At 48.1% G+C, this 24527-nt stretch carries 25 protein-coding genes and 1 riboswitch; of the genes, 19 read left to right on the forward strand and 6 right to left on the reverse strand.

The window, feature by feature from the left end:
• The first annotated feature begins 108 nt into the window (after nt 1–108).
• Nucleotides 109–1008 carry a LysR family transcriptional regulator gene (locus ACM5Q9_RS02060; RefSeq protein WP_418143063.1) on the forward strand — a complete coding sequence of 300 codons (900 nt, stop codon included), beginning with the start codon at nt 109–111 and terminating at the stop codon, nt 1006–1008.
• Nucleotides 1009–1070: 62 nt separating this feature from the next.
• Here ACM5Q9_RS02060 and gltS read toward each other — a convergent pair whose 3' ends face one another.
• The 3 genes from gltS to ACM5Q9_RS02075 all read right to left on the reverse strand — a co-directional run bounded on the left by gltS (nt 1071) and on the right by ACM5Q9_RS02075 (nt 3859).
• Nucleotides 1071–2285 (reverse strand): sodium/glutamate symporter, encoded by a 1215-nt coding sequence (gene gltS, locus ACM5Q9_RS02065; RefSeq protein ID WP_418143064.1) that lies wholly within the window; start codon nt 2283–2285, stop codon nt 1071–1073.
• A 121-nt stretch (nt 2286–2406) separates the two neighbouring features.
• On the reverse strand, nt 2407–2568 hold the full coding sequence (locus ACM5Q9_RS02070) for a hypothetical protein (RefSeq protein WP_418143065.1): 162 nt from the start codon (nt 2566–2568) through the stop codon (nt 2407–2409).
• 58 nt (nt 2569–2626) lie between these two features.
• Nucleotides 2627–3859, reverse strand: coding sequence for an MFS transporter (locus ACM5Q9_RS02075; RefSeq protein ID WP_418143066.1), 1233 nt, complete (start codon nt 3857–3859; stop codon nt 2627–2629).
• Between the two features lie 156 nt (nt 3860–4015).
• Here ACM5Q9_RS02075 and ACM5Q9_RS02080 point away from each other — a divergent pair, with 156 nt between their 5' ends.
• From ACM5Q9_RS02080 to wrbA, 3 genes are all read left to right on the forward strand, one after another.
• Entirely contained in the window at nt 4016–4225 is a 210-nt protein-coding gene (locus ACM5Q9_RS02080; RefSeq protein ID WP_418143067.1) for a hypothetical protein, read from the forward strand.
• A 189-nt stretch (nt 4226–4414) separates the two neighbouring features.
• Nucleotides 4415–4906, forward strand: coding sequence for a SixA phosphatase family protein (locus ACM5Q9_RS02085; protein ID WP_418143068.1), 492 nt, complete (start codon nt 4415–4417; stop codon nt 4904–4906).
• Between the two features lie 217 nt (nt 4907–5123).
• Nucleotides 5124–5738 carry an NAD(P)H:quinone oxidoreductase gene (wrbA, locus tag ACM5Q9_RS02090; RefSeq protein WP_418143069.1) on the forward strand — a complete coding sequence of 205 codons (615 nt, stop codon included), beginning with the start codon at nt 5124–5126 and terminating at the stop codon, nt 5736–5738.
• Nucleotides 5739–6175: 437 nt separating this feature from the next.
• Here the strand turns inward: wrbA and ACM5Q9_RS02095 are convergent, their stop codons facing one another.
• A complete protein-coding gene (locus ACM5Q9_RS02095) occupies nt 6176–6949 on the reverse strand; it encodes an SDR family oxidoreductase (protein ID WP_418143070.1) in 774 nt (257 codons plus the stop codon).
• A 180-nt stretch (nt 6950–7129) separates the two neighbouring features.
• Here ACM5Q9_RS02095 and cysK point away from each other — a divergent pair, with 180 nt between their 5' ends.
• From cysK to ACM5Q9_RS02155, 12 genes are all read left to right on the forward strand, one after another.
• Nucleotides 7130–8113: a cysteine synthase A gene (gene cysK / locus ACM5Q9_RS02100; RefSeq protein WP_418143071.1), complete on the forward strand. Its 984-nt coding sequence runs from the start codon at nt 7130–7132 to the stop codon at nt 8111–8113.
• Between the two features lie 131 nt (nt 8114–8244).
• Nucleotides 8245–8421, forward strand: a riboswitch (yybP-ykoY riboswitch).
• 1 nt (nt 8422) lies between these two features.
• Complete coding sequence (locus ACM5Q9_RS02105; protein WP_418143072.1) at nt 8423–9028, forward strand: TMEM165/GDT1 family protein; 606 nt, start codon at nt 8423–8425, stop codon at nt 9026–9028.
• Nucleotides 9029–9111: 83 nt separating this feature from the next.
• The gene (locus tag ACM5Q9_RS02110; RefSeq protein WP_418143073.1) at nt 9112–10248 is read left to right on the forward strand and encodes an MlaE family ABC transporter permease; all 1137 of its coding nucleotides are present in this window, start codon (nt 9112–9114) and stop codon (nt 10246–10248) included.
• Nucleotides 10242–11045 carry an ABC transporter ATP-binding protein gene (locus ACM5Q9_RS02115; protein ID WP_418143074.1) on the forward strand — a complete coding sequence of 268 codons (804 nt, stop codon included), beginning with the start codon at nt 10242–10244 and terminating at the stop codon, nt 11043–11045. Before ACM5Q9_RS02110 ends, ACM5Q9_RS02115 begins: the two co-directional genes overlap by 7 nt.
• 5 nt (nt 11046–11050) lie before the next feature.
• Nucleotides 11051–11989: an MlaD family protein gene (locus tag ACM5Q9_RS02120; RefSeq protein ID WP_418143075.1), complete on the forward strand. Its 939-nt coding sequence runs from the start codon at nt 11051–11053 to the stop codon at nt 11987–11989.
• The gene (locus tag ACM5Q9_RS02125; protein WP_418143076.1) at nt 11986–12597 is read left to right on the forward strand and encodes an ABC-type transport auxiliary lipoprotein family protein; all 612 of its coding nucleotides are present in this window, start codon (nt 11986–11988) and stop codon (nt 12595–12597) included. Before ACM5Q9_RS02120 ends, ACM5Q9_RS02125 begins: the two co-directional genes overlap by 4 nt.
• A complete protein-coding gene (dtd, locus tag ACM5Q9_RS02130) occupies nt 12594–13043 on the forward strand; it encodes a D-aminoacyl-tRNA deacylase (protein WP_418143077.1) in 450 nt (149 codons plus the stop codon). Before ACM5Q9_RS02125 ends, dtd begins: the two co-directional genes overlap by 4 nt.
• Complete coding sequence (locus ACM5Q9_RS02135; RefSeq protein ID WP_418143078.1) at nt 13036–13722, forward strand: ABC transporter ATP-binding protein; 687 nt, start codon at nt 13036–13038, stop codon at nt 13720–13722. The genes dtd and ACM5Q9_RS02135 overlap by 8 nt, the downstream gene beginning before the upstream one ends.
• On the forward strand, nt 13722–14516 hold the full coding sequence (locus ACM5Q9_RS02140; RefSeq protein WP_418143079.1) for an ABC transporter permease: 795 nt from the start codon (nt 13722–13724) through the stop codon (nt 14514–14516). The genes ACM5Q9_RS02135 and ACM5Q9_RS02140 overlap by 1 nt, the downstream gene beginning before the upstream one ends.
• A 21-nt stretch (nt 14517–14537) precedes the next feature.
• Entirely contained in the window at nt 14538–17330 is a 2793-nt protein-coding gene (locus ACM5Q9_RS02145; protein ID WP_418143080.1) for a cation-translocating P-type ATPase, read from the forward strand.
• Nucleotides 17331–18311 (forward strand): calcium/sodium antiporter, encoded by a 981-nt coding sequence (locus ACM5Q9_RS02150; protein WP_418143081.1) that lies wholly within the window; start codon nt 17331–17333, stop codon nt 18309–18311.
• 3 nt (nt 18312–18314) lie between these two features.
• A complete protein-coding gene (locus tag ACM5Q9_RS02155) occupies nt 18315–19481 on the forward strand; it encodes a methyltransferase (RefSeq protein ID WP_418143082.1) in 1167 nt (388 codons plus the stop codon).
• Here the strand turns inward: ACM5Q9_RS02155 and ACM5Q9_RS02160 are convergent, their stop codons facing one another.
• Nucleotides 19482–19736 (reverse strand): hypothetical protein, encoded by a 255-nt coding sequence (locus ACM5Q9_RS02160; RefSeq protein WP_418143083.1) that lies wholly within the window; start codon nt 19734–19736, stop codon nt 19482–19484.
• A 287-nt stretch (nt 19737–20023) separates the two neighbouring features.
• Here ACM5Q9_RS02160 and ACM5Q9_RS02165 point away from each other — a divergent pair, with 287 nt between their 5' ends.
• Both ACM5Q9_RS02165 and ACM5Q9_RS02170 read left to right on the forward strand, forming a co-directional pair.
• Nucleotides 20024–20392, forward strand: a complete 369-nt coding sequence (locus ACM5Q9_RS02165; protein ID WP_418143084.1) for a hypothetical protein — start codon at nt 20024–20026, stop codon at nt 20390–20392.
• Between the two features lie 196 nt (nt 20393–20588).
• The gene (locus tag ACM5Q9_RS02170) at nt 20589–22838 is read left to right on the forward strand and encodes a UvrD-helicase domain-containing protein (RefSeq protein ID WP_418143085.1); all 2250 of its coding nucleotides are present in this window, start codon (nt 20589–20591) and stop codon (nt 22836–22838) included.
• Here ACM5Q9_RS02170 and ACM5Q9_RS02175 read toward each other — a convergent pair.
• Nucleotides 22812–23150 carry a hypothetical protein gene (locus ACM5Q9_RS02175; protein WP_418143086.1) on the reverse strand — a complete coding sequence of 113 codons (339 nt, stop codon included), beginning with the start codon at nt 23148–23150 and terminating at the stop codon, nt 22812–22814. The two genes, ACM5Q9_RS02170 and ACM5Q9_RS02175, sit on opposite strands and share 27 nt — an antisense overlap.
• A 235-nt stretch (nt 23151–23385) precedes the next feature.
• Here ACM5Q9_RS02175 and dinB point away from each other — a divergent pair, with 235 nt between their 5' ends.
• On the forward strand, nt 23386–24450 hold the full coding sequence (gene dinB, locus ACM5Q9_RS02180) for a DNA polymerase IV (protein ID WP_418143087.1): 1065 nt from the start codon (nt 23386–23388) through the stop codon (nt 24448–24450).
• Nucleotides 24451–24527: the final 77 nt, after the last annotated feature.

The raw sequence follows: 24527 nt of genomic DNA on the forward strand, positions 1-24527 counted from the left end.
ACACTAGGAAATAACAAATATTATTTAGTTGTGAACACTGTAAACCCGATGATTTAAATAAAAAAGCGAATAATATAATAATACCTTGTTTGCTTTTTTTCTCTAAAAATGACCCTAAAACAACTGGAAGCTTTTTACTGGGCAGCAATTAGCCCCAGCTTTGCCGCCGCAGCCGGACAGGTTAACCTGACGGTTTCGTCCTTGTCCAAGCGTCTGGCCGAACTTGAAGCCTCACTGGGCCAGCCACTGTTTGACCGTAGCGGCCACAAGGCAAGCCTGACAGCAGCCGGAGAACGTTTGCTGCCCCAGGCGATAGCCTTGTTGCAGCAAACGGAAGCGGTCAAAAAAAACGTGTCACTCAATACCGGCCTGCAAGGGCGTTGTCGAATCGGGTCTGGCGAACTGGCTTCAATTACCTGGCTCCCTCGCTGGATTCATCAATTGCGGCAGACACACCACGAGCTTGAGATAACTGTGGCAACGGATATTGGCGAGGGCTTGGCAGAGCGGCTGGAAAAGGGTGATCTGGATGTGGCCGTTATTGCGGGGCATGCCAGGCGGCTTGTGCTGACATCCATTCCCCTGGCAGAGGCGGCATTTGTCTGGTGTGCCAGGCCGGATATTGCTCATGGTGCCGGGATGGTTGAATCGCTTTCGTTTGGGAAGCATGCCTTGATTACTTTGCCGCGCGGTTCTGGCATGACGCATGTATTGGATGACTGGCTTGAAAATGCCAATGTCAAACCTGGCCAGAAAATTGTTTGCAATCAGTGGGGCGTCGTGGCAGGGTTGATTGTGGAGGGTGCGGGCATTGGTTTTTTGCCGGTAGGCCTGGCCAAAGGCTTGTTGCTGCAACAGAAAATTGCACTGCTGAGCAGTAACTACGCCTTGAAGAAGCTGGATTACCACCTTCATTTTCGGCATGATGACCCCAGGTCGTTGGTGACCGAGTTAACAGCCACTTGTCTTGAAATGGTGGATTTTGAGGCAAGTGGCGTGTTTTTTTGAACATGCCTTGCTGTTATTTTCGGCAATGGGCTATTACCATCGCCATGAACAGTTTTCAGAGTTTATCTTGCAAGGACGCCAATAATCACGGCGTTAATCAGGTCAATGAAAAAGCCGCAAACCAGTGGTACCACAATGAATGCACGGGGTGCATTGCCATATGCGCGGGTAACCGCACTCATGTTGGCAATTGCTGTGGCTGTGGAACCTAGTGCAATGCCGCCAAAGCCCGAACACATCACAGCGGCTTCATAATCACGTCCCATGACCCTGTAGACCACCAAGATGGTGAAAACAATAACCAATAAAATTTGCAAAACCATGGTGGTGGCAATGAATGAGACCATGGAATGCAAGATCCATAGCTGTAGACCCATCAGGGCCATGGTCAGGAAAATGCCAAGGCTTAAATCAGAAATCAGTGCAACGCCGGGTTGCATTTTGTGCCAACGCCAAATGCGGCCGCCCTGCGGAACTACCAGTGACATTACCGAGCGCAGAATAATGCCAGCCAGCAGACAGCCCACAAAGGCGGGCAGGTTAAGGCCAGTTAAGGTAATTAAATTAATAATCCCGTTGCCCAAGAGCAGGGCGATATTCAGCCAGAAAATGGCCATGAGCACGCCGTAATAGTCAATTTGCTTATAGGGTTCATCCTGGTAGAGCGTACCAATATCCAGCTCTGGATCAGCAGAGGTTTCTATGCGATGCCGACTGATCAGGAAGCTGGCAATCGGGCCCCCAATAATACAGGCCGAAATCATGCCGATCATATTGGTTGCAATGCCCACTTCAACGGCATTTTTTAGTCCCAGGGTCTCAACAAAGTGTGTGGCCCAGGCCATGGTGGTGCCAACACCGCCGGTTAATGAAATGGAACCGGCCATCAAGCCAAGTCTGGCATCCATGCCAAAGTATTTGGCAATGCTCATGCCCAACAGGTTTTGCATCACCATGAAAACCGTAGCAACAATGACCAGTATAACTAATGCCCGCCCACCTTTTTTTAACGTTTGAATATTGGTGTTAAGCCCAATGGCGGCAAAGAAATACAGCAACAGCATGTCGCGTACGCCAAGGGTAAAGGAAATTTGAAGATTAAGCAGGTAATAGAAAACGCAAACAATGACAGTGCAGACCAGTCCGCCGATGACAGGTTCGGGAATGCTGTATTTTTGTAGCCATTTGATGCGTGTGCTTAAGCCTTTGCCAATAAACAAAAGAAGAATAGCCAGTGTGAAACTGGCCATGGCGTTAATTTGTATGGAGTGTTGCAACGAGTTTGCCTTTATGGGTTATTGATTGCAGTTGACTGTTTTAAACGGGTATAAATTTGTTGCAAATTATACTCTTCAGTAGTGACGCGATGGTGATATGGCCTGTTTCTGGTTCAAGTCTTTATTTGGGTCGATAGGCTTCTATTTTTTGAGCCGCTACAACCACAATTTCATCTGGTTGGCAGCCATACGCCTTGACCGCTTTTTTGATGGCATCGCCTCCGCTTTTGGCAAGGATTTGAACAATTTTTCCGTCGCGAATTTTTAGTGTGAATTTATGCATTTATTTTTAACATGAGGTAAGTTGGCTGGCAGTGCCATCAAGAAAGCAGGGGTTGGGGTTATTTTTTATCGGGAAGCGTTAAGGAAATCATGGCGGCAAGCAGCAAGAAAAAACCGGCCGAACCAAAAGAAATCCAGTGGGTATGGAAAGTTTCATAGGCCCAGCCACCCAGCCATGAGCTGATCATGCCACCTATCTGGTGTCCCACATAGGCCAGGCCATAAAGCACGCCAACCAGTTTAACCCCATAGATGTCGGCAAGAATGGCCGATGAAAGGGCAATGCTGCCAGCCCAAACCACGCCACCCACGGTAGCAACCCCAAAAAGTTGCCAGTTAACGGCGACCATGACAAGCCCGAAAAAACCCAGCCCACGCACAAAATAAATAACCGCGAGCATATAGCGTCGGGGCAGGAGGTCGGAAATGCGTCCGAGTACCAAGGTACTGAAAATGGCAATCAGTCCAATCAGTCCGATGCCCAATGCGCTGCTGGCCGAGTCAAAGCCGTGGTCCATTAGCATGGGAACACCGTGGGCACCCAACAGGTTCATACTGTAGCCGCAGGCAAAAAGTCCAAGCACCACTTTCCAGAAGGGTGCGGTGCGTAGGGCCTGATTCAGGCTGATGGGGGCTGTTTGCTGAGCTGGTTTGGCAGTGACGGTTTTTTTGTCAGGGGGGCTATTTAACAGGTCGGCATTTTCTGGCGGATGTTCACGGATAACGCAAAGAGCGGAGAAAATGGTAATAATGGAAAAAATGGCCGCAAAACCAAGGATGGTTTCTTTCCAGCCAAAGGTTTCATTGGTATATGTAAACAGCGGGGTCATGATGGCAATGCCTGCCATGGAGCCGGTGGATAAAAAGAACAGGGCCATGCCTCTTTGTCTTATAAACCAGCGGCTAATGACCGGCGTCAGGGCTACTTGGCTGGTAAAGGCCAGTCCTATCGACAGGAAAATGCCATAGGCAAAGAAAAAATTGGTTAAGCTGCTTGCCATGGTTGTCCAGATGGAAGAGGCAACGACAATCGCCGTGCCCAATAAAAGAACAAAGCGCGTGCCCTTTATGCCAACCAGGTAACCGGCAACAGGCATGCCCAGCCCGTAAAAAAGCATGCCTATTGCAATAACGCCCGACAGTTGGCTGCGGGTAAATTGCAGGTCATTTATAATAGGTAAAAAAAACGGGCCTATGCCCAAGCGCATGCCTACGGTAAGCAGGGTAAGAACAGTAGCAGCGCCTACAATGTTCCAACCGTAATACCATTGCCTGTTTTGTTTTGTGTCCATTGATGTTTTTGTTATAAAAGAAATTTTTTGAAGCGGTTAGTTTAATGATAATGAGCCAGTTTGTGTAAAAAATGTATGGCTGTCAAGGGATACCTTGACCGTATCATTAAACGGGTCTGTCACTCATTGCAGCGGGCAGTCATGTCCTGGATAGAGATGACTTTGCTGGCACAGCCCAGGGAATTGGGTAAACCTGATCTTCAAATGGAAGCAATTTTTTTTGAATGGGTAAATACGGTATTTACCGGTATGTGGAAGGACGGCAAAGCGGCTGGCAAAAAATTTGTAGCAACTACTTTGGTGGGTTGTATCCAAGCTGCAACCTACCCTGGGCCGTCCACCTTTTCAGGTGCAAAGATTATATGATAATTATTTGAGGCTTAAATAAAAAAGTGTAAGTAATTTTTTATGTTTGTCTGATTGTGGGGAAAAATACCACAGGTAAAGCCGGGGGATTTCATTTATCATGAGTCATACCTCTATTTTAAGTTTATCCCCTTGCCTGAAACAATGGCATGATGGTGTTGTCCTGGATTTAACATAAAGGATAAAAACATGAAAACCTTATTGCTGGTTCGGCATGCAAAATCAAGCTGGAGTGATCCGACGCTGACAGACCGTATTCGTCCCTTGTCGGGTAGGGGTAAACATGACGTCATTAAAATGGGAGAGCGTCTGGCAAATCGTGGCGTCAAACCCGATTTGCTGGTAAGTAGTCCGGCGGTACGAGCCCTTGAGACAGCCAAAGCTATTGGTAAGGAAATAGAGTACAAAAAAAAGAATATTTCCGTGAATGATCGCTTATATGCCTGTCAGCCCAGGGATATTCTTGAAATCGTCAAGGATTTTGATAATGGTTTGTCTTATGTCATGCTAGTGGGACACAACCCCGAGCTAACTGATTTTGTACATTTGTTTACAGATAGTGTGGCTTATATGTCCACTTGTGCCATGCTGGAACTGCGGTTTTATGTTGATGCCTGGGCGGACATTGCCCGTGAAAACCTGCAGGATATTTTTTATGATTTCCCTAAAAATGAAATATAAGCAATTGAAATAACAGGTTTTTTAGTAAAGTCTCATCAATATTGGCGGTAATTTTGTACTATACTGTCCCAAGGTTGTTTGTGCATTCTTTGTGGTTCATGCAGTTTGGCAGTGCTCTTGCAGGCTGGCATACCCGGTTTATAAGCATGATTCGGTTTATATGTTTGGCTTGTCCGGGTTTTAACCAGTAGTCAATCCCTTAACAGAAGGAACCATCATGGCAAAGATTTTAGTACTTTATTATTCCTCCTACGGACATATAGAAACCATGGCGCAGGCAGTTGCCGAAGGCGTACGGATGGTAGCTGGCACCGAAGTAGCGATTAAGCGGGTACCGGAACTGGTACCCGAGGACGTTGCCCGTAATGCCCATTTCAAGCTGGATCAGCCGGCTCCCGTTGCCACGACGGCAGAATTGGTTGAATACGATGCGGTTATTTTTGGTACGCCAACCCGTTTTGGCAATATGGCAGCCCAAATGAAAAACTTTCTGGATCAAACGGGTGGCTTATGGGCGTCAGGGGCGCTGATCGGCAAAGTAGGCAGTGTCTTTACGTCTAGCGCAACCCAGCATGGGGGGCAGGAAAGCACCATACTGGCAACGCATACTGTTTTGCTGCATCATGGATTTATTGTGGTTGGCTTGCCCTATTCATTTCAGGGCCAAATGAGCCTTAATGAAATTACCGGTGGAAGCCCCTATGGTGTTTCGACCATTGCTGGTGGTGACGGCGCCAGAAAACCCAGTAAAAACGAGCTGGATGGCGCGCGTTTCCAGGGTAAACATGTAGCTGAAATCACGACGGCGCTGGTTAAAGGCAGGAACGTATAAAACCGGAAAAAGTTGTCCACCTGGCTGAACATGTCCACAAATTTTGTTGAGATCATTGTGGATAACTATTTCATAAGATTGAAATAATATTATAAGCCATTGATAAATATGTATTTATATTGGTTTTAATAAGTTTTGATCGTTTAATACGCGTTTTGCCTGTTTATATCTGGATTACCGGTTTATTACAGCATACTCGCCTGGGTGGTTTTAAAAGAAAAATAGCGCCGGACTTGTTTTCGGCGCTATTTATATATTGCTAATGGTTGCTTGCTTAGTTCGGCGCTTGCTGCCCGTTGACTCCTTGTTTGTTTTCTTGTTAACGTCGACTCTTCTTAATTAGCGTTCAATGATTCCTGGGCGGGGTTTTGGTGTTTTTAGCGACTGCCATACTTTTTCCAGATTGAAAGGAGTATTCTTTGCTGGAAACCATCTGCTTATTTTAGAAAACTGGCTCCGCCATCGGCTTCAATAACCAGTCCGGTAAGATAAGAGGCCCTTGCTGACGCCAAAAAAGTAACAATATCAGCTATTTCGGCAGATTCAGCCGGGCGGCCAAAAGGTAAATGGTCCAGCAGTTCATGCCAGCGCTCGGGGTCGTTGAATTTTGCCTGGGCGCGGGATTTGTAAAGCGTTAGCAGGCGATCTGTTTTGGTAGGGCCGGGGTTAAGCCCCAACACACGTACGCCAGCCGTACTGCTATATCCGCCAACCGCCTTGGTAAAGGCAATAAGCGCGGCATTGCCCGTTGAGCCGGCCAGGTATTCGTAGCGGGGGTTACTGCCTGCCGCGCCAATGACGTTAATGATAACGCCCGATTGCTTTGCCGTCATGACATTCAGTGCCAGTCGGGTCAGTTCAATATAACCATGCACTTTCAGATCCCAGGCTTTTAGCCAGGTGGCGTGATCAATTTCCTTAAATCCACCCCCAGGTATGGCTCCGGCATTGTTAACCAGAATATCGGTGTATTCCAAAACCGGGGCCAGTTGCTCGCGGCTTTCCTGGCGTGACAAATCTAGTGCCGTGGTTTGTGCGGTTATGCCGGTTTGTGCTTTTATATCTGCAGCCGCCTTTTCCAGGGTTTTTGCGTTGCCTGAAACCAGATGGATATGTGCGCCTTCTCTGGCCAGGGCAATTGCACTTGCCAGTCCGATGCCCCTTGATCCACCGGTAATAAGCGCTTGTTTATTGGTAAGTTCCAGATCCAATTTTTCCTCCGATGATATGAATTGCTTTAGTTTTACATTATTTTTTATGTTTTATATATAAATAATAGTAATATAGAATCAATAAATTTGTTGTTCTATTTTTAAAAGAAACAACCTATACTTTTTAGAATTTAATCTTTATATCTGAATTTCTCAGTAATTTTTTCTATAGGTATCTTTATGGCTAAATGGTTTTCTGATAATGCACAGGCAATAGGCCGCACACCTTTGGTTAAATTGAATCGTGTTACCGATGGTGCCGGTGCAACGGTTCTGGCAAAAATTGAAGGGCGTAATCCTGCTTATTCGGTCAAGTGCCGTATTGGTGCTGCCATGGTTGCCGATGCTGAACAGAAAGGCATTTTGACAGCCGGTAAAGAAATTGTTGAGCCTACCAGCGGTAATACCGGTATTGCACTGGCTTTTGTGGCTGCTTCAAAAGGCATTCCCATTACCCTGACCATGCCCGATACCATGAGTATAGAGCGTCGAAAACTGTTGGCTGCCTTTGGGGCTAAACTGGTCTTGACCGAGGGTGCCAAAGGCATGAATGGCGCCATTGCCAAGGCAGAAGAAATTGTGGCTTCAGATCCTTCTAAATATGTCTTGCTGCATCAATTCAAAAATCCGTCCAACCCGGCCATCCATGAGGCGACTACGGGCCCCGAAATCTGGAATGATACCGATGGCACCATTGATATCCTGGTCGCAGGTGTTGGTACTGGTGGCACCATTACCGGTACTAGCCGTTATATCAAAAATGTCAAAGGCAAGAAAATCCAGTCGGTTGCCGTTGAGCCTACTGCCAGCCCGGTCATTACTCAGGCTCGCAATGGTGAGGAAATCAAGCCTGGCCCGCATAAAATCCAGGGAATTGGTGCAGGTTTCATTCCCGAAGTGCTTGATCTTTCCCTGATTGATCGTGTAGAGCAGGTTAGTAATGAAGAAGCGGTTGAATATGCACAGCGCCTTGCCCGTGAAGAAGGCATTCTTTCAGGTATTTCATGTGGCGCAGCGGTTGCTGCTGCTGTTCGTTTGGCTAAACTACCCGAGAACGCAGGTAAAGTCATCGTGGTTATTTTGCCCGATTCAGGCGAACGCTACTTAAGTTCCATTTTGTTTGAGGGTCTGTTTGACGAAAAAGGCCTGGCGGTTTCCAATTAAGTGTTTTTGTTAAAACTTCGCTCCTGGTCAGGCTGTCAGTATTTGACCGGGTGCCTGAAGAAAAAATAAACCGCCATAGTGTGGTCTTATCGCTAAAACAGGCTTTAATTATTCCTTGAACATGCTAGAATCCGTTTACTTCATTGGGGAGTAGCCTCTCTGTTTCCAGAGGTTTGCGTCAACATACTTGGCATTCGCCATGGCGTAAACGGTTTTTACAAAACTTGGCAAGACCTTTGATTATCGCACTTTCCACATTGGCCGGAGGAGTGTGGTAGTCATTGTCTCATTCCGGCCAAGGTGTAATTTATGGAAGCACTTTTCGTTTCTACCGGCGTAGTTGCCCTGGCCGAAATGGGTGACAAAACCCAGTTGCTGGCGTTTATTCTTGCCGCCCGTTTTAAAAAACCCATTCCGATTATTCTAGGTATCCTGGTGGCAACCATTGTCAATCACGGTTTGGCAGGTGCACTGGGTGGCTGGATTACCTCTGCGGTCAGCCCGGAAATTTTGCGCTGGGTGTTGGGGCTTTCATTTATCGCCATGGCCATCTGGACTATGATTCCCGATAAAATTGAAGAGGAAGAAACCACGATTGCCGGGAAGTTTGGGGTTTTTGGAGCGACATTGATTACTTTTTTCCTGGCGGAAATGGGTGATAAAACCCAGATTGCCACGGTTGCCATGGCTGCCCACTATTCAGCGCCTGCTGCTGATGCCCACTTTTTAACTCTGATGATGGTAGTTATTGGTACCACTTTAGGTATGCTGATTGCCAATGTGCCCGCGGTTTTTGTCGGCGACAAGCTGGCTGACCGTATTCCCATGAAACTGGTCCATACCATTGCGGCCTGTATTTTTGCGGCTCTGGGTGTGGCAACTTTGCTGGGGGCGGGTTCAGGATTGGGTTTTTAACAATAAATATAGTAAGATCGGGGCAAATACCGTTAGCTGAGTGAAAGGTAAAATGCGTTACTGTTATTTTCAATGTGGTTCATATGCAAGCTGAATTTTTGGTTGCCGAGCAGCGGGCAGATGGCAATTATCTTTGTGTCCAGGGAAACTGGACACTGGATAATTTTTCCGCATTGGAAAAACTGTTAAGCCGCTATAAAAAGCAGGCTTTGCCAGGCCAACATAATCTGGATACCAGTAAGCTTGGCATGCTTGATACCGTTGGTGCTTCAAAGCTGATTCAATTGTTGGGCCATGAGAATGTCTGCCAGTTATTGCAAGCGGACAGCATGTTAGCGGCAGAAAAGAAAGCGCTTATTCAGACGGTTGCGCAGGCCCTTGAATTAACAAAACCCGACATGCAAAAGGAAAAAGCCGGTGTGTTTGGCCGGTTTTTCGGGCAGATAGGATATTCAATCGCCGCCGTCTGGCAACAGTTCATTTCACTTTTGGGTTTTGCCGGGCTAACACTTGAAGCCCTGTTTCGTATTCTTCTGCAACCCCGTCAGTGGCGTTTTACCTCGGTGGTTGCGCAGGTGCAAACCAGCGGGCTCAATGCCGTACCTATCGTCATGTTGCTGACTTTTATGGTGGGTGCTGTGATTGCCTTTCTTGGGGCGACGGTACTGGCCGATTTCGGTGCTTCCGTTTACACCGTGCATTTGGTGGCGTTTTCCAATTTGCGTGAATTTGCCATATTGCTAACCGCCATTCTTATGGCAGGCAGAACCGCCAGTGCCTTTACGGCCCAGCTCGGTTCCATGAAAGTCAATGAGGAAATTGATGCCCTTAAGGCCTCGGGCCTGAACCCGGTTTACTTGTTGGTTATTCCCCGGGTATTGGCCTTGCTGGTTTCCCTGCCCATACTTACTTTCCTGGGCATGATTTCGGGCATTTTGGGGGGCATGGCTGTGTGTGCCCTGAGCCTGGATATTTCTCCGGTCATGTTCATGGATATTATCAGTGAAAACGTGCCTGTCCGGCATTTCTGGATTGGCCTGGTCAAAGCACCGATTTTTGCCTTTGTGATTGCCGTGGTTGGCTGCCATGAAGGTTTCAATGTTGATGGCAGTGCCCAGTCGGTGGGTGAGCACACAACTTCCAGTGTGGTGCAAAGTATTTTTCTGGTCATTTTGCTTGATGCCCTGGCTGCATTGTTTTTTATGGAGATGGGATGGTAGGTAAGTGGTCTGAAAATCCCAAGCCTGTTATTGAAGTCAGGGATTTGGTGAACAGTTTTGGCACCCATGTGGTACATAAAGATCTTGATCTTGATGTCTATCAGGGGGAGATCATGGGGGTTGTCGGTGGATCCGGTACCGGTAAGTCTGTGCTTTTGCGATCCATCGTCGGCCTGCTCAGGCCGTCCTCCGGTTCGGTCAAGGTTTTTGGGCAAAACCTGCTGCAATTATCAGACCGTGACCGTTCACAAATTGAGAAAAAATTTGGTGTCCTGTTTCAGCGAGGTGCCCTGTACTCATCGCTTACCGTCCTTGAGAATGTGGCATTTCCTTTGATTGAACAGGCTGGCTTGAAGCGATCTGATGCCGAGGAAATTGCCCGGCTGAAAATTGCCCTGGCCGGTTTGCCTGCCAAAGCAGCTTATGATTATCCGGCCAAACTTTCAGGGGGCATGATCAAGCGGGCTGCCCTGGCCCGGGCCCTTGCCCTGGATCCGGCCATTCTGTTTCTGGATGAACCAACGGCGGGTCTGGATCCCATTGGCGCTGCCAGTTTTGACCAGCTCATCATGACCTTGCGTAATGCCCTGGGACTGACGATTTTTCTGGTTACCCATGATCTGGATACTTTGTATACCGCGTGCGATCGGGTTGCCGTTTTATCAGAAAAGAAGGTCTTGGCGGTTGATGTATTGGAAAAAATAGAACAGGTTGATAATCCCTGGATTCAGGAATATTTTCATGGCCCCCGGGGAAGGGCGGCTTATCATGCGGGACACCCGCAGTCCCAGGAGTAGAAAAAATGGAACCCAAGGCGCATCATGTGCTGATTGGCATTTTTACTGTCGTATGCACGGCAGCAGCCTTGTTATTTGCCCTCTGGTTGGGCAAATCCAGTGCTGACAACAATGCCCGACATTATATTATTGAATTTAACCAGGGGGTTAGCGGCTTGTCCAAAGGCAGTGCCGTGCAGTATAGCGGCATCAAGGTGGGCGATGTCATTTCCTTGTCGCTTCATCCGGATGATCCGCGCAAGGTCCTGGCCCGGGTAAGGGTGCAGGGAGATGTACCGATCAAAAAAGACGTCACGGCCAAGTTAAGCATCACAGGCATTACCGGTCTGTCAGTGATCGAGTTTAGTGGGGGTACCCCAGACAGTCCGGAATTGGTTGGTATTGATGGGAAAGACCCGGTTATTGTGGCAACGCCATCTGCCTTGATGGCCTTGCTGAATAATGGCGAATCATTGATGTATAACCTGACAGAATTGATCATTAACGCGAAGAAAGTCCTGTCTGACGAGAATGCGGAAAAAATTGCCAATACCTTGGATAATATTGAAGAAATCAGTGACTTTGTGACAGCACAGGAAACCAGTGTGGATGGTTTGCTGACCGAGGTGACAGCAATGGTCAAGCAGGTTAATGGCGCCATGAAATTTGTTGCCGACCTGGTCAATAATAGCAATGAGTTGCTTAGCCAGCAGGGTAGCAAGGTTTTGCAAAGCGCCAGCCAAGCAATGCTGTCACTTGAAAATGCAGGTGCCAATATACAGCAATTGGTTAAAAACAATCAGGGGGCGATTGGACAGGGCATGCAGGGGCTCAAAGGAATTGGCCCGGCCTTGCTTGAGTTCAGGAATGCCTTCAGTGAGTTACAGGGTATTATCCGTCAACTGAAAGACAATCCTTCCGAGTACTTGCTGCGCGGCAATCAAATCCAGGAGTTCAAGCCATGACAAGGCAAACCTTACGTATATTAATGTCTTCACTGGTTCTGTTTTTGGGAGGGTGTTCAATTCTTCCCCAGTCTGATCCGTTGACGGTTTATCAGTTGCCAGCCGTCAGTGGCGCAACGGCATCGGCTATTTCGGGTTTATCTACGAAATCCCTTACGGTGTTTGCCCCGTATGCCAATAGTTTTCTGGATACCGGACGAATTGCCGTGATTCCTTCCGGTAATCAACTTAGTGTGTATGAAGGAAGCCGCTGGAGTGATGCTGTTCCCCGTGTTTTCCGGGACAGGTTGATTCAGGATTTCAGAAGGTTTACTGACCTGAAAGCGGTCGGTAGTGAAGGTGATAATTTGTTGGCGAGTTATCAGCTACGCGGAGATTTAGGGGCTTTTCAGGTTGAGTATCGTGATGGGCAGCCCACCGCAGTCATTGATTTTGACGCAAGTCTTTTCGATGGGCAAAGCGGCAGGGTGATTGCCAGCCAGCGTTTCAGTGTTGCTGAGCCGGTTGACGGGCGTCAGGTACCAGAGGTCGTTCAGGCCTTTGGGCGGGCATCTACCCGCATCAATAATGACATTCTTCAATGGGTTTATCGGGTGGCTGGCAAATGAAAGTGGTTGTACAGCGGGTAAGCCAGGCCAGTGTCACGGTAGATGGTACGTTAAGAGCCAGTATTGATCGTGGATTGCTCTTGCTGGTGGGTATTACACCTGTTGATACCCAAAAAGATATTGATTATCTGGTTCGTAAAATTACGCAGCTGCGAATCTTTGATGATGAGCAGGGCGTCATGAACCTGTCGATCCTTGACAAGGGGTTTGATATTCTGGCGGTTAGCCAGTTCACCCTGTTGGCGGATACCCGAAAGGGCAATCGTCCTTCTTACATTAAGGCGGCACGTCCTGAAATGGCTTTGCCTTTTTTTGAGCGTTTCGTGCAGTCACTAGAGTCGGCCATGGGTAAGACGGTGCCAACCGGGGTCTTTGGTGCAGACATGAAAGTAGCCCTGCTCAATGATGGTCCCGTGACCATTTTGTTGGATAGCATTGATGGATGAGAAGACGGTCTTGCTGACGGCCGACAAGCTGTGCCGGATTGATCCCGTCAGCAAAGTCGTGCTCGTGAAATCTGCGTCGTGCCGCATTTACCCGGGTGACCGGATAGTCCTTTCCGGAAGTTCTGGTTCGGGGAAAAGTGTGTTTTGTCGTCTGTTGGGTTTGCTTGACCAGCCAGACCAGGGCAGTATCGTGTTTAACGGTCAACTCGTCAAGCCGGCGGATATTCCTTTTTACCGATCCAGGGTTGCCTATATTCGACAGCGGCCCGTATTGTTAAGGGGTACCGTACAGGAAAACCTGGTGTTTCCATTTGCCTTGCACATCAACCGGGAACATAGCTTCAACCCTGATAGAATTGCCTGGTTTTTGTCCATGATTAACAAGCCAGCCTCATTTTTACATAAAAATGCGGCCGATTTGTCGGGTGGGGAACGGCAATTGGTTTGTCTGTTAAGAGTATTGCAATTGGATCCGGTTATCCTTTTGCTGGATGAGCCTACTTCTGCCCTGGACATGGAGATGGCCATGCAGGTTGAATTGTTGATCAATCAGTGGATGCAGTTACATGACGAAACCAGGGCCTATGTGTGGATCAGCCATGATGAGCAGCAAAAACTGCGCGTCGGGCGGCAGATCTGGCAGATGAATGCCGGCTTGTTAACAACGGATGCCCTGTAATGCCTTCTTATATAGAAATTTCTTACCTTGATATAGCCCTGGCCTCCTTGCTGGTGCTGGCTAATGGCTTGATTTCCGTACTGTTAAAGCTCAAGCTTGAAAAAAGCCTGTTGGTGTCGGCGGTCAGGATGGTGGTTCAGCTTTTGTTGATTGGCTATATTCTGAAGTGGGTATTTAGTGTAGATAAATGGTATGTAGTGCTGTTTATCATCGGTATCATGACTTTTATTGCCGGTATGGCGGCGCATAACCGTAACCGTATCCAGTATGGTGGCATGCGAATCGATGCACTGGTTTCGGTATGGGTGTCTTCCTGGCTGGTTGCGTTGTTGGGGTTGGTTGTCGTGCTGCAAGTGCAGCCCTGGTATACACCCCAGTATGTCATACCTATCATGGGCATGATTCTGGGCAATACCCTTACTGGCGTATCATTGGGGCTGGATCGTATTACACATGAACTGACACAAAAACGTGAACAGGTTGAGATGCTGCTTTCATTGGGGGCTACCCGCTGGGAGGCTTATAAAGAGCCGGCACAAAATGCCGTGATGGCAGGCATGATGCCAACGATTAACAGCATGATGGTGATCGGATTGGTTAGTCTGCCTGGCATGATGACCGGGCAGATTCTTGCCGGTCAAGATCCCGAACAGGCGATCCGCTATCAGATTATTGTGATGTTTTTCCTTAGTACCGCTTCGTCAATGGGGTGTGTGTTGGCGGTGGCGTTTGTTTTCAGGCGCTTGTTTTCAGCGTCACATACTTTCATGTATTGGAAGTTGCAGGAAAAATAATTATCAAAGGTGAACAGGGAAATGGCTAAGCAAGGCGGCATGACAGATCCTTCAGTACAAAGTATTGAGGCGCTTGTACAGGAAATGGGTACCCATCCTGAAATTGGCTTGACCAGTAAACAGGCCAGCGAACGATTGCAAAAATATGGCCCAAACGAGCTGCGTGCCGCCATGCCAGTACCCGGCTGGCGGCGGTTTTTAATGCAGTTTCAAGACCCGCTGGTTTATTTGCTGTTGGCAGCGATTGCTATTTCGGTGTTTGCCTGGGGTGTCGAGGGCTGGTCAGGCTGGCCTATTGATGCGCTGGTTATCTTATTGATTGTGGTAGGCAATGCCCTTTTGGGATATGTGCAAGAGCACAAGGCCGAAAATGCAGTGGCGGCGCTGGCTAAAATGACCGAAGTCACTTCTGCCGTTTTGCGGGATGGCGTGGTTAGCCGGGTACCCAGCACTACGCTGGTCGTAGGCGATATTCTCATGCTCGAAGAGGGTGATGCCGTGGGTGCTGACGCCCGCCTGATTCGCGCTTCTTCCCTGAAAATCCAGGAGGCTTCCCTGACAGGGGAAAGCGAGGCGGTCATGAAGGACGAGGCCTGCCTGAACAGGGTTTTGCCCTTGGGTGACCGCTTGAACATGATTTTCAAAGGTACGGCGGTCGTGCAAGGTACTGGCAAGGCAATTGTGACGGCGACCGGCATGGATACGGAAATGGGTTCCATTGCGCAAATGCTCGATCGAACCGTTGAAGGCCACACCCCTTTGCAAAAGGAAATAGCTCACATTGGCCGCATGCTGGGCAAGGCCGTAGTGGCCATTGCCATAGTGGTCGTGATAACCGTGTTGCTATTGGCTGAAATCAAGAGTGTTTCTGATGTTATTAATGTCTTGTTGCTAGGGGTTTCCCTTGCGGTTGCGGCAGTGCCTGAAGGACTGCCAGCGATCTTGTCAGTCGTGCTGGCGTTGGGTGTCCAGAAAATGGCCAAGCGTAATGCGATTGTTAAAAAACTGTCCTCAGTTGAAACGCTGGGGTCCGCCTCGGTAATTTGTACTGATAAAACAGGTACCCTGACCCGCTCGGAAATGACAATCGGGCAAGCCTATACCAGTTCCGGCCGTACCGAGTTGACGGGGGTGGGTTACATTCCTGAGGGTAGTGTCAGGCACAACGATAAGCCACTTGAACAAGGGAAGTTGCATGCTGAACAGATCGTGCTGCTCAGTGGCGGTAGTCTGGCCAATAATGCGGATTTGCGCTTGAACAAGGATGGAGAGTGGGAAATCCAGGGGGACCCGACCGAGGCTGCATTTTTGGTTGCTGAACAGAAATTGAATGTGGCGGAGCGTCGTAAACAGCGTTTTGAAAGGGTCATGGAAATTCCGTTCAGTTCTGACCGGAAAATGATGTCTACCATTGAGAAAGACCATGAGCATGGGGACATGCTGGTTTTGGTTAGCAAGGGGGCCCCCGATGTACTCATGGCACGGTGTACACAATTCCGTTCAGGTACTGAGGTGGTGGCATTTACCGAGGAGATGCGTGCCAAGGCATTGGCCGATGTGGACCGCTTGTCCGATGCGGCCTATCGAACGCTTTCTGTCGCTTATCGTCCTGTTGCCAGTCACGAGGATCTTAAGCGAGCAGAAGAACTAGAAAAAAACCTGATATTTGTCGGGACGGTTGGGATTATAGATCCGCCGCGTGAAGAAGTGGCGGTTGCCATTGAGGAAGCGCACAGGGCAGGCATAAGGGTCATCATGATTACCGGTGACCATCCGCGTACGGCAGCCCGCATTGCCAAGGATTTGGGCATAATTGCCGAAGGGGAGAGTGCCCTTACAGGTGAGGACCTTGACCGTCTTGATGAACTGGCGTTCCATCAGGCCATTGAAACGGTTTCCGTGTTTGCCCGGGTGGCACCCGCCCACAAGCAGCGGATTGTTGATGCCTTGCAGGGACAGGGCCATATTGTAGCCATGACCGGCGATGGCGTGAATGATGCACCGGCCTTGAAAACTGCTGACATTGGTGTGGCCATGGGGATTACCGGCACCGAAGTGACCAAGGAAGCGGGCAAGATGGTACTTGCTGATGATAACTTTGCCACCATTGTCTCTGCCGTCCGGGAGGGGCGGAATATCTTTGATAATATTCGCAAATTCTTGCGTTATTTGCTGTCATCCAATATGGGAGAAGTCCTTACCGTATTTTTGGGGGTGATTGGTGCAAGCATGCTTGGTTTGTATACAGAGAATGGCGGTATTGTCGTGCCTCTGCTGGCCACCCAAATTTTATGGATTAACCTGATGACCGATTCAGGGCCTGCCCTGGCCATGGGACTGGATCCCCAAACCGAAGATGTGATGGCGCGAAAGCCCCGCCTGCAAACAGAACGTACCATTAACAGCGAAATGTGGCAGGGTGTTTTTTTTATTGGTCTGGTCATGAGTATTGCTACTTTGTTTACGATAGATTTTTATTTGCCAGGAGGCATGATGAAAGGGGAAGAAAGTTTGGAACTTGCCCGCACCGCCGGATTTACGGTCTTGGTGTTTGCCCAGTTGTTCAATTGTTTCAATGCCCGTTCCGAATTGACAAGTGCGTTCGTGAATATGTTTGTTAATCGCTGGCTCTTGGGAGCCGTTGCTTTGTCGATTCTTTTGCAGGTGGCTGTGGTGCATATCCCTTTTCTTAACACGGCATTTAATACGGTTCCCATGAGCCTTTCACAATGGGGTATGTGTATTTTGATGGGGAGTAGTGTGTTGTGGTTGAGTGAAATCCGTAAACTGGCCCTGAGACGTCTGGAGAAGTAATTGGAATTGCATCCCGCAGTTATTTTTGTCGCTGGCCTGGTCATTATTATCCTTGGTGCCGAGATGATTCTCAGGGGCGCCGCCCGTATTGCTATTATGCTTCGGGTCAAGCCGATTATTATTGGCCTGACCATTGTTTCCATTGGCACCAGTACACCTGAACTGGCTGTGGGTATAACCGCGGGGTTTAATGGTGAAGGAGAAATGGCTATTGGAAATATCATAGGCACTAATTTGGTTAATATCCTGTTTATCCTGGGCTTGAGTGCAGCCATTCGTGCCTTGCCGATCCAGTCGCAAAACCTCAAGCTTGATTTGCCCATGATCGTATTTTGTTCGCTGGTTTTGCTGGTATTTTCCCTTGACGGGCATCTTAGCCGGCTTGATGCCTCAATTTTGCTTTTGATGGCCCTGGTTTATACCTTTGTCCTGATTCGCAAAAGCCGGCAAGAGCCTGTGGCCGTGCAACATGAGTTTGCCCAAGAGTTTGGCGCTGAAAAAACCATTACCACCTGGGCGGCCACTACAAAAACCTGGAATCTTATTCTTTTGTGCGCTGGCATGGCCTTATCGATCTTGGGGGCAGACCTGCTAGTGGACAGTGCGGTCACTATCGCAGAGCATTTCGGGGTTTCAAATGCCATCATAGGCCTTACAATTGTTGCGATTGGTACCTCATCTCCCGAATTGGTTACCACCATTTTGTCTACCATCAAGAATGACCGGGATGTGGCTATCGGCAATCTTATTGGCAGCAGTATTTACAATATCCTGTTTATTCTGGGTGTAACGGGTTTTGTCGTGCCTAACGGACTGAATATAGGTTCAGATCTTCTCTGGATTGATTTTCCATTGATGATTGCCGTTTCTGTATTATGCATTCCCATCTTTAAAAGCCAGGCAACCGTTTCACGCAAGGAAGGTGCATTCTTTGTTTTTCTTTATTTAGCCTATATGGCCTTATTGTTGTCCCGTATTTAGATAATGGCTGTTGAGATTATGATGCAAACGATTTCCTGGCAGGAAGCTGAAAAAGATTACTTTGCCTTCTGGCATTCTGAAAGCGGGGCCAAGCCACCCAGGCGTATTGTTCCAGTGAATGATACCTTGACCGCTGATGAGGCACTGAAGTTGGCGCATGAGGGTACCGGCTTGCTGTGGCAGGGCGATTATCAGAATGCGCGTCAGCTTTTGCAGGCAATGACGCGGCGACTGGATAAAAAATCATCCAGAAAAAAAGAAAAAACAGGTTCACCGGAAAATATCAAAGAGGTTTTCAACTTGTACCGGCTGGGGCAGGCACAACGTGCCCGGTTGTTGGGCATGGTGCTAATCCGGATTGATCCCGGTTTTAAAATTTCCCTTCGTCGTGCACCCGATGTGCAGCAGGCCTGTGCTTTGGTGTACCCGTACACCGATTCATTTGTTGTTTCACTTCGGGAACTATTGGGGGTGATTGGGGCGTTTGAATGGCGTCGCAACGGGGTACCGGTGCCCGAGGTGGGTGGCAAGATCCATCCTTATTATGGGGTTTTTTCACCGGTTCGGGGTGAGTATCTCAAGCTGGTTGATCAGGCTCCTTTGCCTGACTCGTGTGAAACCGCTTTTGACATCGGTACCGGTACCGGTGTGTTGTCCATTATCCTGGCTAAACGGGGTGTCAAGCACATAGTGGCTACTGATATGCAGCAAAGGGCGGTTGAGTGTGCCCGTTTTAATATTGCCAATACAGGGTATCAGGATGTGATTACGGTAGAGCAGCGCTCTTTTTTTCCTGATGGAAAAGCGGATTTGATTGTTTGTAATCCGCCCTGGTTGCCGGCGAAGCCTTCTTCACCACTTGAACATGCGGTTTATGATCCGGACAGCGCGATGCTGAGAGGTTTTTTGAAAAACCTGCCGGCACATTTGAACCGTAACGGGCAAGGTTGGCTGATTATTTCAGATCTGGCAGAACACCTTGGCTTGCGCAGCCGGGAAGATTTGCTTGGCTGGATAAAACAGGCCGGTTTAACCGTATTGGAAAGGCATGATATAAAACCGCATCACGCCAAAGTGGCAGACACCACCGATTTGCTGCATGCCGCCCGAAAAGCTGAAGTGACCAGTTTGTGGCGGCTTGCCGTGCACGAATGTACTGACGTTGGCTAATTAATTACACTGAAACGTCATGAAGTAGGCATCGTCAGTATTGCCGGAACCGGTTGGTGCATGTTGTGAGGCATTGACAACCGCTTGTGAGCCGCAGGTTGCCTGTGCTGATTTCATGCACATTTGCCAATTTGGAGGGGTAGTGGCATTTTCAGAACATTTCACGCCAAAATTATTTCTGTCAACGATGTCTATGCCGCTAGAGGCGCAGCCTGCCAACACAAGGGGAAAAATAGCGAGTAGAATTTTTTTCATGAATTTATCTCCAGTGGACAGCGAATATTGTAGCGAAAATAAGAGAATGTTTTTACTTTTAATTGAATTAAGAATATAGTATTTTAATAATGAAAAAAATTTCTTGCTTTTTTAAGTAAAGTGGTTTTACACAGTGTAAAGTGGCAGCATGACTTTCGTAATGGGTAAAATTTTTTTATCATGCAGCTCAGATATCTGAAAGTTTCTTTTTGTTTCAAAAAATGTACTGGCAACGAGTACAATGGTTTTTATACTAACTAGTAACGTATTTTATGAGGATTTTAATGATGAAAAAATATATTATCCCCGCTTTGGTTGCGCTCACTGCTTCAACAATGGTTCAGGCTCAAGAGAAGGACACGCGTTCCGCATGGGCAAAATCCCAGGATATGTATGTGGCGCCTTCATTGCGAATGACCGAAACTACGGTCATCATGACGCCTGAGCAGGCTCAGCAATTTAAGAGCTCAGGTGAGAAAGTACTGCCAGCAGGTTCCTATGAGGACGTTACCACTGTCCGTAAGATTATTTATCCAGACGGAACCGTGGTGCAGGTTCAGGAAGAGGCAGGAAAAGTTTTGCCTGTAGCGCCTGGCGCAACGCAAATGGCGCCGCAAGGAACTGCACCTGTGCAGGATTTGTCTACACCCAAGTAAGACCGTTACTCTTCGGTACTCGCCTGACCTGGCTTTTTAGCCAGAATCCTCAGGCAGTCCTCATGCCCGCCTTAACGGCGGGCATTTTAATTTGGGCGGTTATTTCAAATCAGGCCGGACACATTTAACCCTTATCCGGTTTTATCCGGGGTTCCCCAATTAGAATTAAGCAGCTTACAAAAAATCGGGGGTAGACATGAACCAGGCGGATGGGGAAGAAGATTCGGCCTTTCAGGAGCTGGCTACCTATCAAACCCTGTTTGACCGGATAGAGCGGCAACCGCTTACGATTGAGCAACGGATAGCCTGTGTCTCTAATGCCAGAAATACCTTGGTTTTGGCAGGGGCAGGTACTGGAAAAACCAGTACCCTTGCGGGCCGGGCGGCTTATTTGCAGGCCAGTGGCAAAGCCAGGGCAGCGCAGATTCTGTTATTGGCATTTGCCCGGGAAGCAGCCGATGAAATGGACAGCAGAATTGCTGCCCGTCAGTGGCAAAACGGAAACTCTGTTGAGGCAAGAACCTTTCATGCACTGGGGCTGAGCATTGTTCAACAGGTTGAAAAATCGGCCATTGCCTTGTCTGAGTTAAGTGATGAGGACCGGTTGCAGGCATTTCTTGAACGTGAGTTTCTGGATTTGTTCAAGCGTTCAACCCGGTATGGGCATCTTGTCTTGTCGTGGTTTGATGCCTATGAGTACAGGCCTATGCTGCGTTCACACTTTAAGGATGAAAAAAACTATACCGCCTATTTGGCACAGCAGGTTTTCAGGTCCTACAACGATGATTATGCAAGAAACGTGACCGAGTTGCTGTTTGCCAATGCGCTGGCCGTGCTAGGAATACGCTATTGTTATCGTGCCCACTATTTCAAGGATGTTTATATTCGTGCTTACGAACCCTACCGTTGCTGCTTCTATCTACCTGCTTATGATTGTTATGTGGAGATTCATGATGTGCCCGAGCATCAGGTTTCTGCTTGTGCTGCAATAGAAAAATATCGTGCCCGGATCCGCGAGATTCACCGCGCCAATCGTACCTGCCTGCTGGAGTTTTATGAACAGGAAATCGGACTTGTGGGCAGGAATCCATTTATAGGATTAATTCGGCAGACACTTAGTCTCGAGCCGCTGCCCATGAAAATGCCAGAACGCCTGTTTCGTTCGCCTTCACGTTTTCGAAACCTGCTGGGCTTACTCAAATCAGCGTTGTTGGCGGCCAGATCAGGTGCAACAAGCTTGCAGGGCATGAGGGCCAGGCTAGAAAATAAAAGTGATTTTGAAAGCAGGTATCAGGCACTTTTGCTTGACTTGTTGATGCCATTGGCCAGGATTCATGAGCAATATATTCTGGATTCCGGAACAATTGATTATGCCATGATGATTGACCGGGCTACCTGCTATGTTCGAGAGGGCAGGTATACCGCTTCATGGAGCGATATCCTGATTGATGAGTTTCAGGACCTGTCTGCCCAACGGTATGCTTTGATCAAGGCTATACGGGATCAAAATCCCCAGATACGGCTTTTTTGCGTGGGTGATGACTGGCAGGCCATTTATCGTTTTGCTGGCAGTGATATTGGCTATACCGCAAAGTTTGAATCCTGGTTTGGCCAGGCAAAATGTGTGGCCTTGCATCGTACTTTCCGGTTTAATAACCAGCTCTCTGCGCTGGCCAGTCGCTTTGTTCTTGAAAACCCTTCACAAACCCGCAAGGATCTGCTTGCCAATGTGTATCAAGCTGAACCGGCAGTAAGTGTGCTGGATGAAAAAAATGGCTTGGCTCCTGTGTTGTGGGACATTGTCCTGAGACAGGGAGAAAAAACCGGGATAAGCGTATTGATCCTGGCCCGTTTCAGGCATTTGCTGTTGCCTGAATCAACCCTGCAACGTTGGCAGCAGGATTTTTCTTCGCTAAGCTTGCGCTGTGCAACCGTGCATGCAGCCAAGGGCCAAGAGGCCGATTATGTTATTGTGCTGGGGTTGAATAATGGCCAGTTCGGGTTTCCGTCAGGCAAGCAGGCTAATCTTTTGCAAGAATCGTTGTTACCGGAAGCGGAAGATTTTACGCAGGCAGAGGAACGGCGCCTGTTTTATGTGGCATTAACCCGGGCCAGGGAACATGTTTACCTGTTGTATGATCCTGCGCATCCTTCTGCGTTTGCGCTTGAATTATTAAATAATCATTATGCTGTTAATGTGCTGGCAAACAAAGACTTGCCAGGTGAGATATCTTTAAAGCGGAGTAGGGCAGCATTAAATGCTGTATTGCACAAGATACCTTTGTTCCCTTTTGCGGCAAGCACCGGACGTTATCGTCATGATAAAGGGAGTGTTGGCTTGCTTTCCGGGCCTGCTCCTGATGGTAACGGGCCGGAAAGCATCGTTTGTAAAAACGGCCTGAAAACGGCTTTGCTTAAATTAATTGGGTTTGATAAAAGAGCGTGAATCCTGGTAATTCAGGAAGTCCAGGCCAGTATGGTAACTATTTTCATCTGAGCAAAAGAAAATGACTGTATCTTCCGATTGCATGTTGACCAGTACGGATTCCATTTCATCTTCAATGTCTTGGGATTCGTCAAGCGAGGCAACATGGATATCGTTCCCGAGTTCAAAACGCTCTTTGGGCACCAGGGTGGTGATTGCCTCGAAATCGGTTTCACCCATGATGAAATAAATATTCAGCGACAGGTTTTCAACTTCGCACTGGATTTCGATGCCATGCTCAAGGGGGCGGATTAAAGTACTTTTCAGTTCCATGGTGCAGTATTGTTATTGTTGAGGGGACATTAAATTGGTTGGAGGTGGAACATCGGCCGGAACCGTAGGTGCTCCATTGTAAGCGCCTTTGCTGGAGCAGGCGGCAAGTAAGGTGGCAACAGCAAGCGTTAATAGTTTGATTTTCATGATTTATAATAAGTGGGATGTGTAAGGTGTTTGGTTTTTGCCTTGGGCATAACAGTACATTGTAATCCAATTTAGGGTCTGCTTTTTGATGACGCGCAAGATTATTCATGTTGACATGGATGCCTTCTATGCTTCTGTCGAGCTTAGGGAAAATCCATCGTTGCTTGGCAAGCCGGTTGTGGTTGCCTGGGATAGTGGCCGCTCGGTAATTTGCGCTGCCTCGTATGAGGCAAGGAAATATGGACTGCGTTCGGCCATGTCAGTGGCAAAGGCCAGGATCTTATGTCCGCAGGCTATTTATGTTCCGCCCAATTTTGATCTTTATCGTTCTGTTTCAAGACAGGTAAGGTCTGTTTTTGAGCGTTATACCAATATGATTGAGCCATTGTCGCTTGACGAAGCCTATCTGGATGTCACGGTGAATTTCAAGAATCTGCCTTCGGCAACCGCGGTTGCCAATGCCATCCGGGCGGATATTTTGTCGCTTACGGGCTTGACGGCTTCTGCCGGTGTGGCGCCTAACAAGTTTTTGGCAAAAATAGCTTCTGATTGGCGCAAGCCTAACGGATTATTCGTTATTTCACCTGCAAAGGTACAGGATTTTCTGGCGCCATTGCCTTTGCAAAAAATTCCGGGTGTAGGTAAAGTAACCTTGGCCAAATTTCATCAATTAGGCATGTTTACGGTCAGTGATCTTTTGCGCTTTAGTGATAGCGAACTGGTGTTTCATTTTGGCAAATTCGGCCATCGCCTTTATCAGCTTGCCCGAGGTGTAGATGAGCGTCCTGTAGAGTCCAATCAGGTGGCCCAGCAGATTTCAACCGAAACCACTTTTGACGAAGATATTTCATTTGCGCAAATTGAAATGCCCTTGATGACATTGTGTACCAAGTTATGGGGTCAATTGCTTAAAAAGAATAAGTTTGGCTGTACGGTTACATTAAAGCTTAAAACAAACTCTTTTCGTATTATTACCCGCTCAAAAACCTTTTCTGTGCCTTTGCATAGCCAAACGCATTTGGTGCAGGCCGGCCTGTCATTGCTCGAAAGGGTAGACGAGGACATCAAGGACAATCAGTTTCGTTTGGCGGGTATTGGCGTTAGCCATTTTCCTGAAGAGCATCAGGCTGGTCAGCAATTGTCATTGTTGTAAGGCATCCAGGCAAGAATGCGGAAGATGATAAGACGGGTATGACAAGTGTGTGCATGCTGTCATTGCAACAGCGGTTT

Source organism: Advenella sp. RU8 (assembly GCF_048381675.1).
GTDB lineage: Bacteria > Pseudomonadota > Gammaproteobacteria > Burkholderiales > Burkholderiaceae_B > Advenella.

Bases quoted from the DNA above. Each gene is read 5' to 3' on its own strand.
- ACM5Q9_RS02060 (WP_418143063.1), top strand. From the start codon at position 109: ATGACCCTAAAACAACTGGAAGCTTTTTACTGGGCAGCAATTAGCCCC.
- ACM5Q9_RS02070 (WP_418143065.1), bottom strand. From the start codon at position 2,568: ATGCATAAATTCACACTAAAAATTCGCGACGGAAAAATTGTTCAAATC.
- ACM5Q9_RS02075 (WP_418143066.1), bottom strand. From the start codon at position 3,859: ATGGACACAAAACAAAACAGGCAATGGTATTACGGTTGGAACATTGTA.
- ACM5Q9_RS02080 (WP_418143067.1), top strand. From the start codon at position 4,016: ATGACTTTGCTGGCACAGCCCAGGGAATTGGGTAAACCTGATCTTCAA.
- ACM5Q9_RS02085 (WP_418143068.1), top strand. From the start codon at position 4,415: ATGAAAACCTTATTGCTGGTTCGGCATGCAAAATCAAGCTGGAGTGAT.
- wrbA (WP_418143069.1), top strand. From the start codon at position 5,124: ATGGCAAAGATTTTAGTACTTTATTATTCCTCCTACGGACATATAGAA.
- cysK (WP_418143071.1), top strand. From the start codon at position 7,130: ATGGCTAAATGGTTTTCTGATAATGCACAGGCAATAGGCCGCACACCT.
- ACM5Q9_RS02105 (WP_418143072.1), top strand. From the start codon at position 8,423: ATGGAAGCACTTTTCGTTTCTACCGGCGTAGTTGCCCTGGCCGAAATG.
- ACM5Q9_RS02110 (WP_418143073.1), top strand. From the start codon at position 9,112: ATGCAAGCTGAATTTTTGGTTGCCGAGCAGCGGGCAGATGGCAATTAT.
- ACM5Q9_RS02115 (WP_418143074.1), top strand. From the start codon at position 10,242: ATGGTAGGTAAGTGGTCTGAAAATCCCAAGCCTGTTATTGAAGTCAGG.
- ACM5Q9_RS02120 (WP_418143075.1), top strand. From the start codon at position 11,051: ATGGAACCCAAGGCGCATCATGTGCTGATTGGCATTTTTACTGTCGTA.
- ACM5Q9_RS02125 (WP_418143076.1), top strand. From the start codon at position 11,986: ATGACAAGGCAAACCTTACGTATATTAATGTCTTCACTGGTTCTGTTT.
- dtd (WP_418143077.1), top strand. From the start codon at position 12,594: ATGAAAGTGGTTGTACAGCGGGTAAGCCAGGCCAGTGTCACGGTAGAT.
- ACM5Q9_RS02135 (WP_418143078.1), top strand. From the start codon at position 13,036: ATGGATGAGAAGACGGTCTTGCTGACGGCCGACAAGCTGTGCCGGATT.
- ACM5Q9_RS02140 (WP_418143079.1), top strand. From the start codon at position 13,722: ATGCCTTCTTATATAGAAATTTCTTACCTTGATATAGCCCTGGCCTCC.
- ACM5Q9_RS02145 (WP_418143080.1), top strand. From the start codon at position 14,538: ATGGCTAAGCAAGGCGGCATGACAGATCCTTCAGTACAAAGTATTGAG.
- ACM5Q9_RS02155 (WP_418143082.1), top strand. From the start codon at position 18,315: ATGGCTGTTGAGATTATGATGCAAACGATTTCCTGGCAGGAAGCTGAA.
- ACM5Q9_RS02160 (WP_418143083.1), bottom strand. From the start codon at position 19,736: ATGAAAAAAATTCTACTCGCTATTTTTCCCCTTGTGTTGGCAGGCTGC.
- ACM5Q9_RS02165 (WP_418143084.1), top strand. From the start codon at position 20,024: ATGAAAAAATATATTATCCCCGCTTTGGTTGCGCTCACTGCTTCAACA.
- ACM5Q9_RS02170 (WP_418143085.1), top strand. From the start codon at position 20,589: ATGAACCAGGCGGATGGGGAAGAAGATTCGGCCTTTCAGGAGCTGGCT.
- ACM5Q9_RS02175 (WP_418143086.1), bottom strand. From the start codon at position 23,150: ATGGAACTGAAAAGTACTTTAATCCGCCCCCTTGAGCATGGCATCGAA.
- dinB (WP_418143087.1), top strand. From the start codon at position 23,386: ATGACGCGCAAGATTATTCATGTTGACATGGATGCCTTCTATGCTTCT.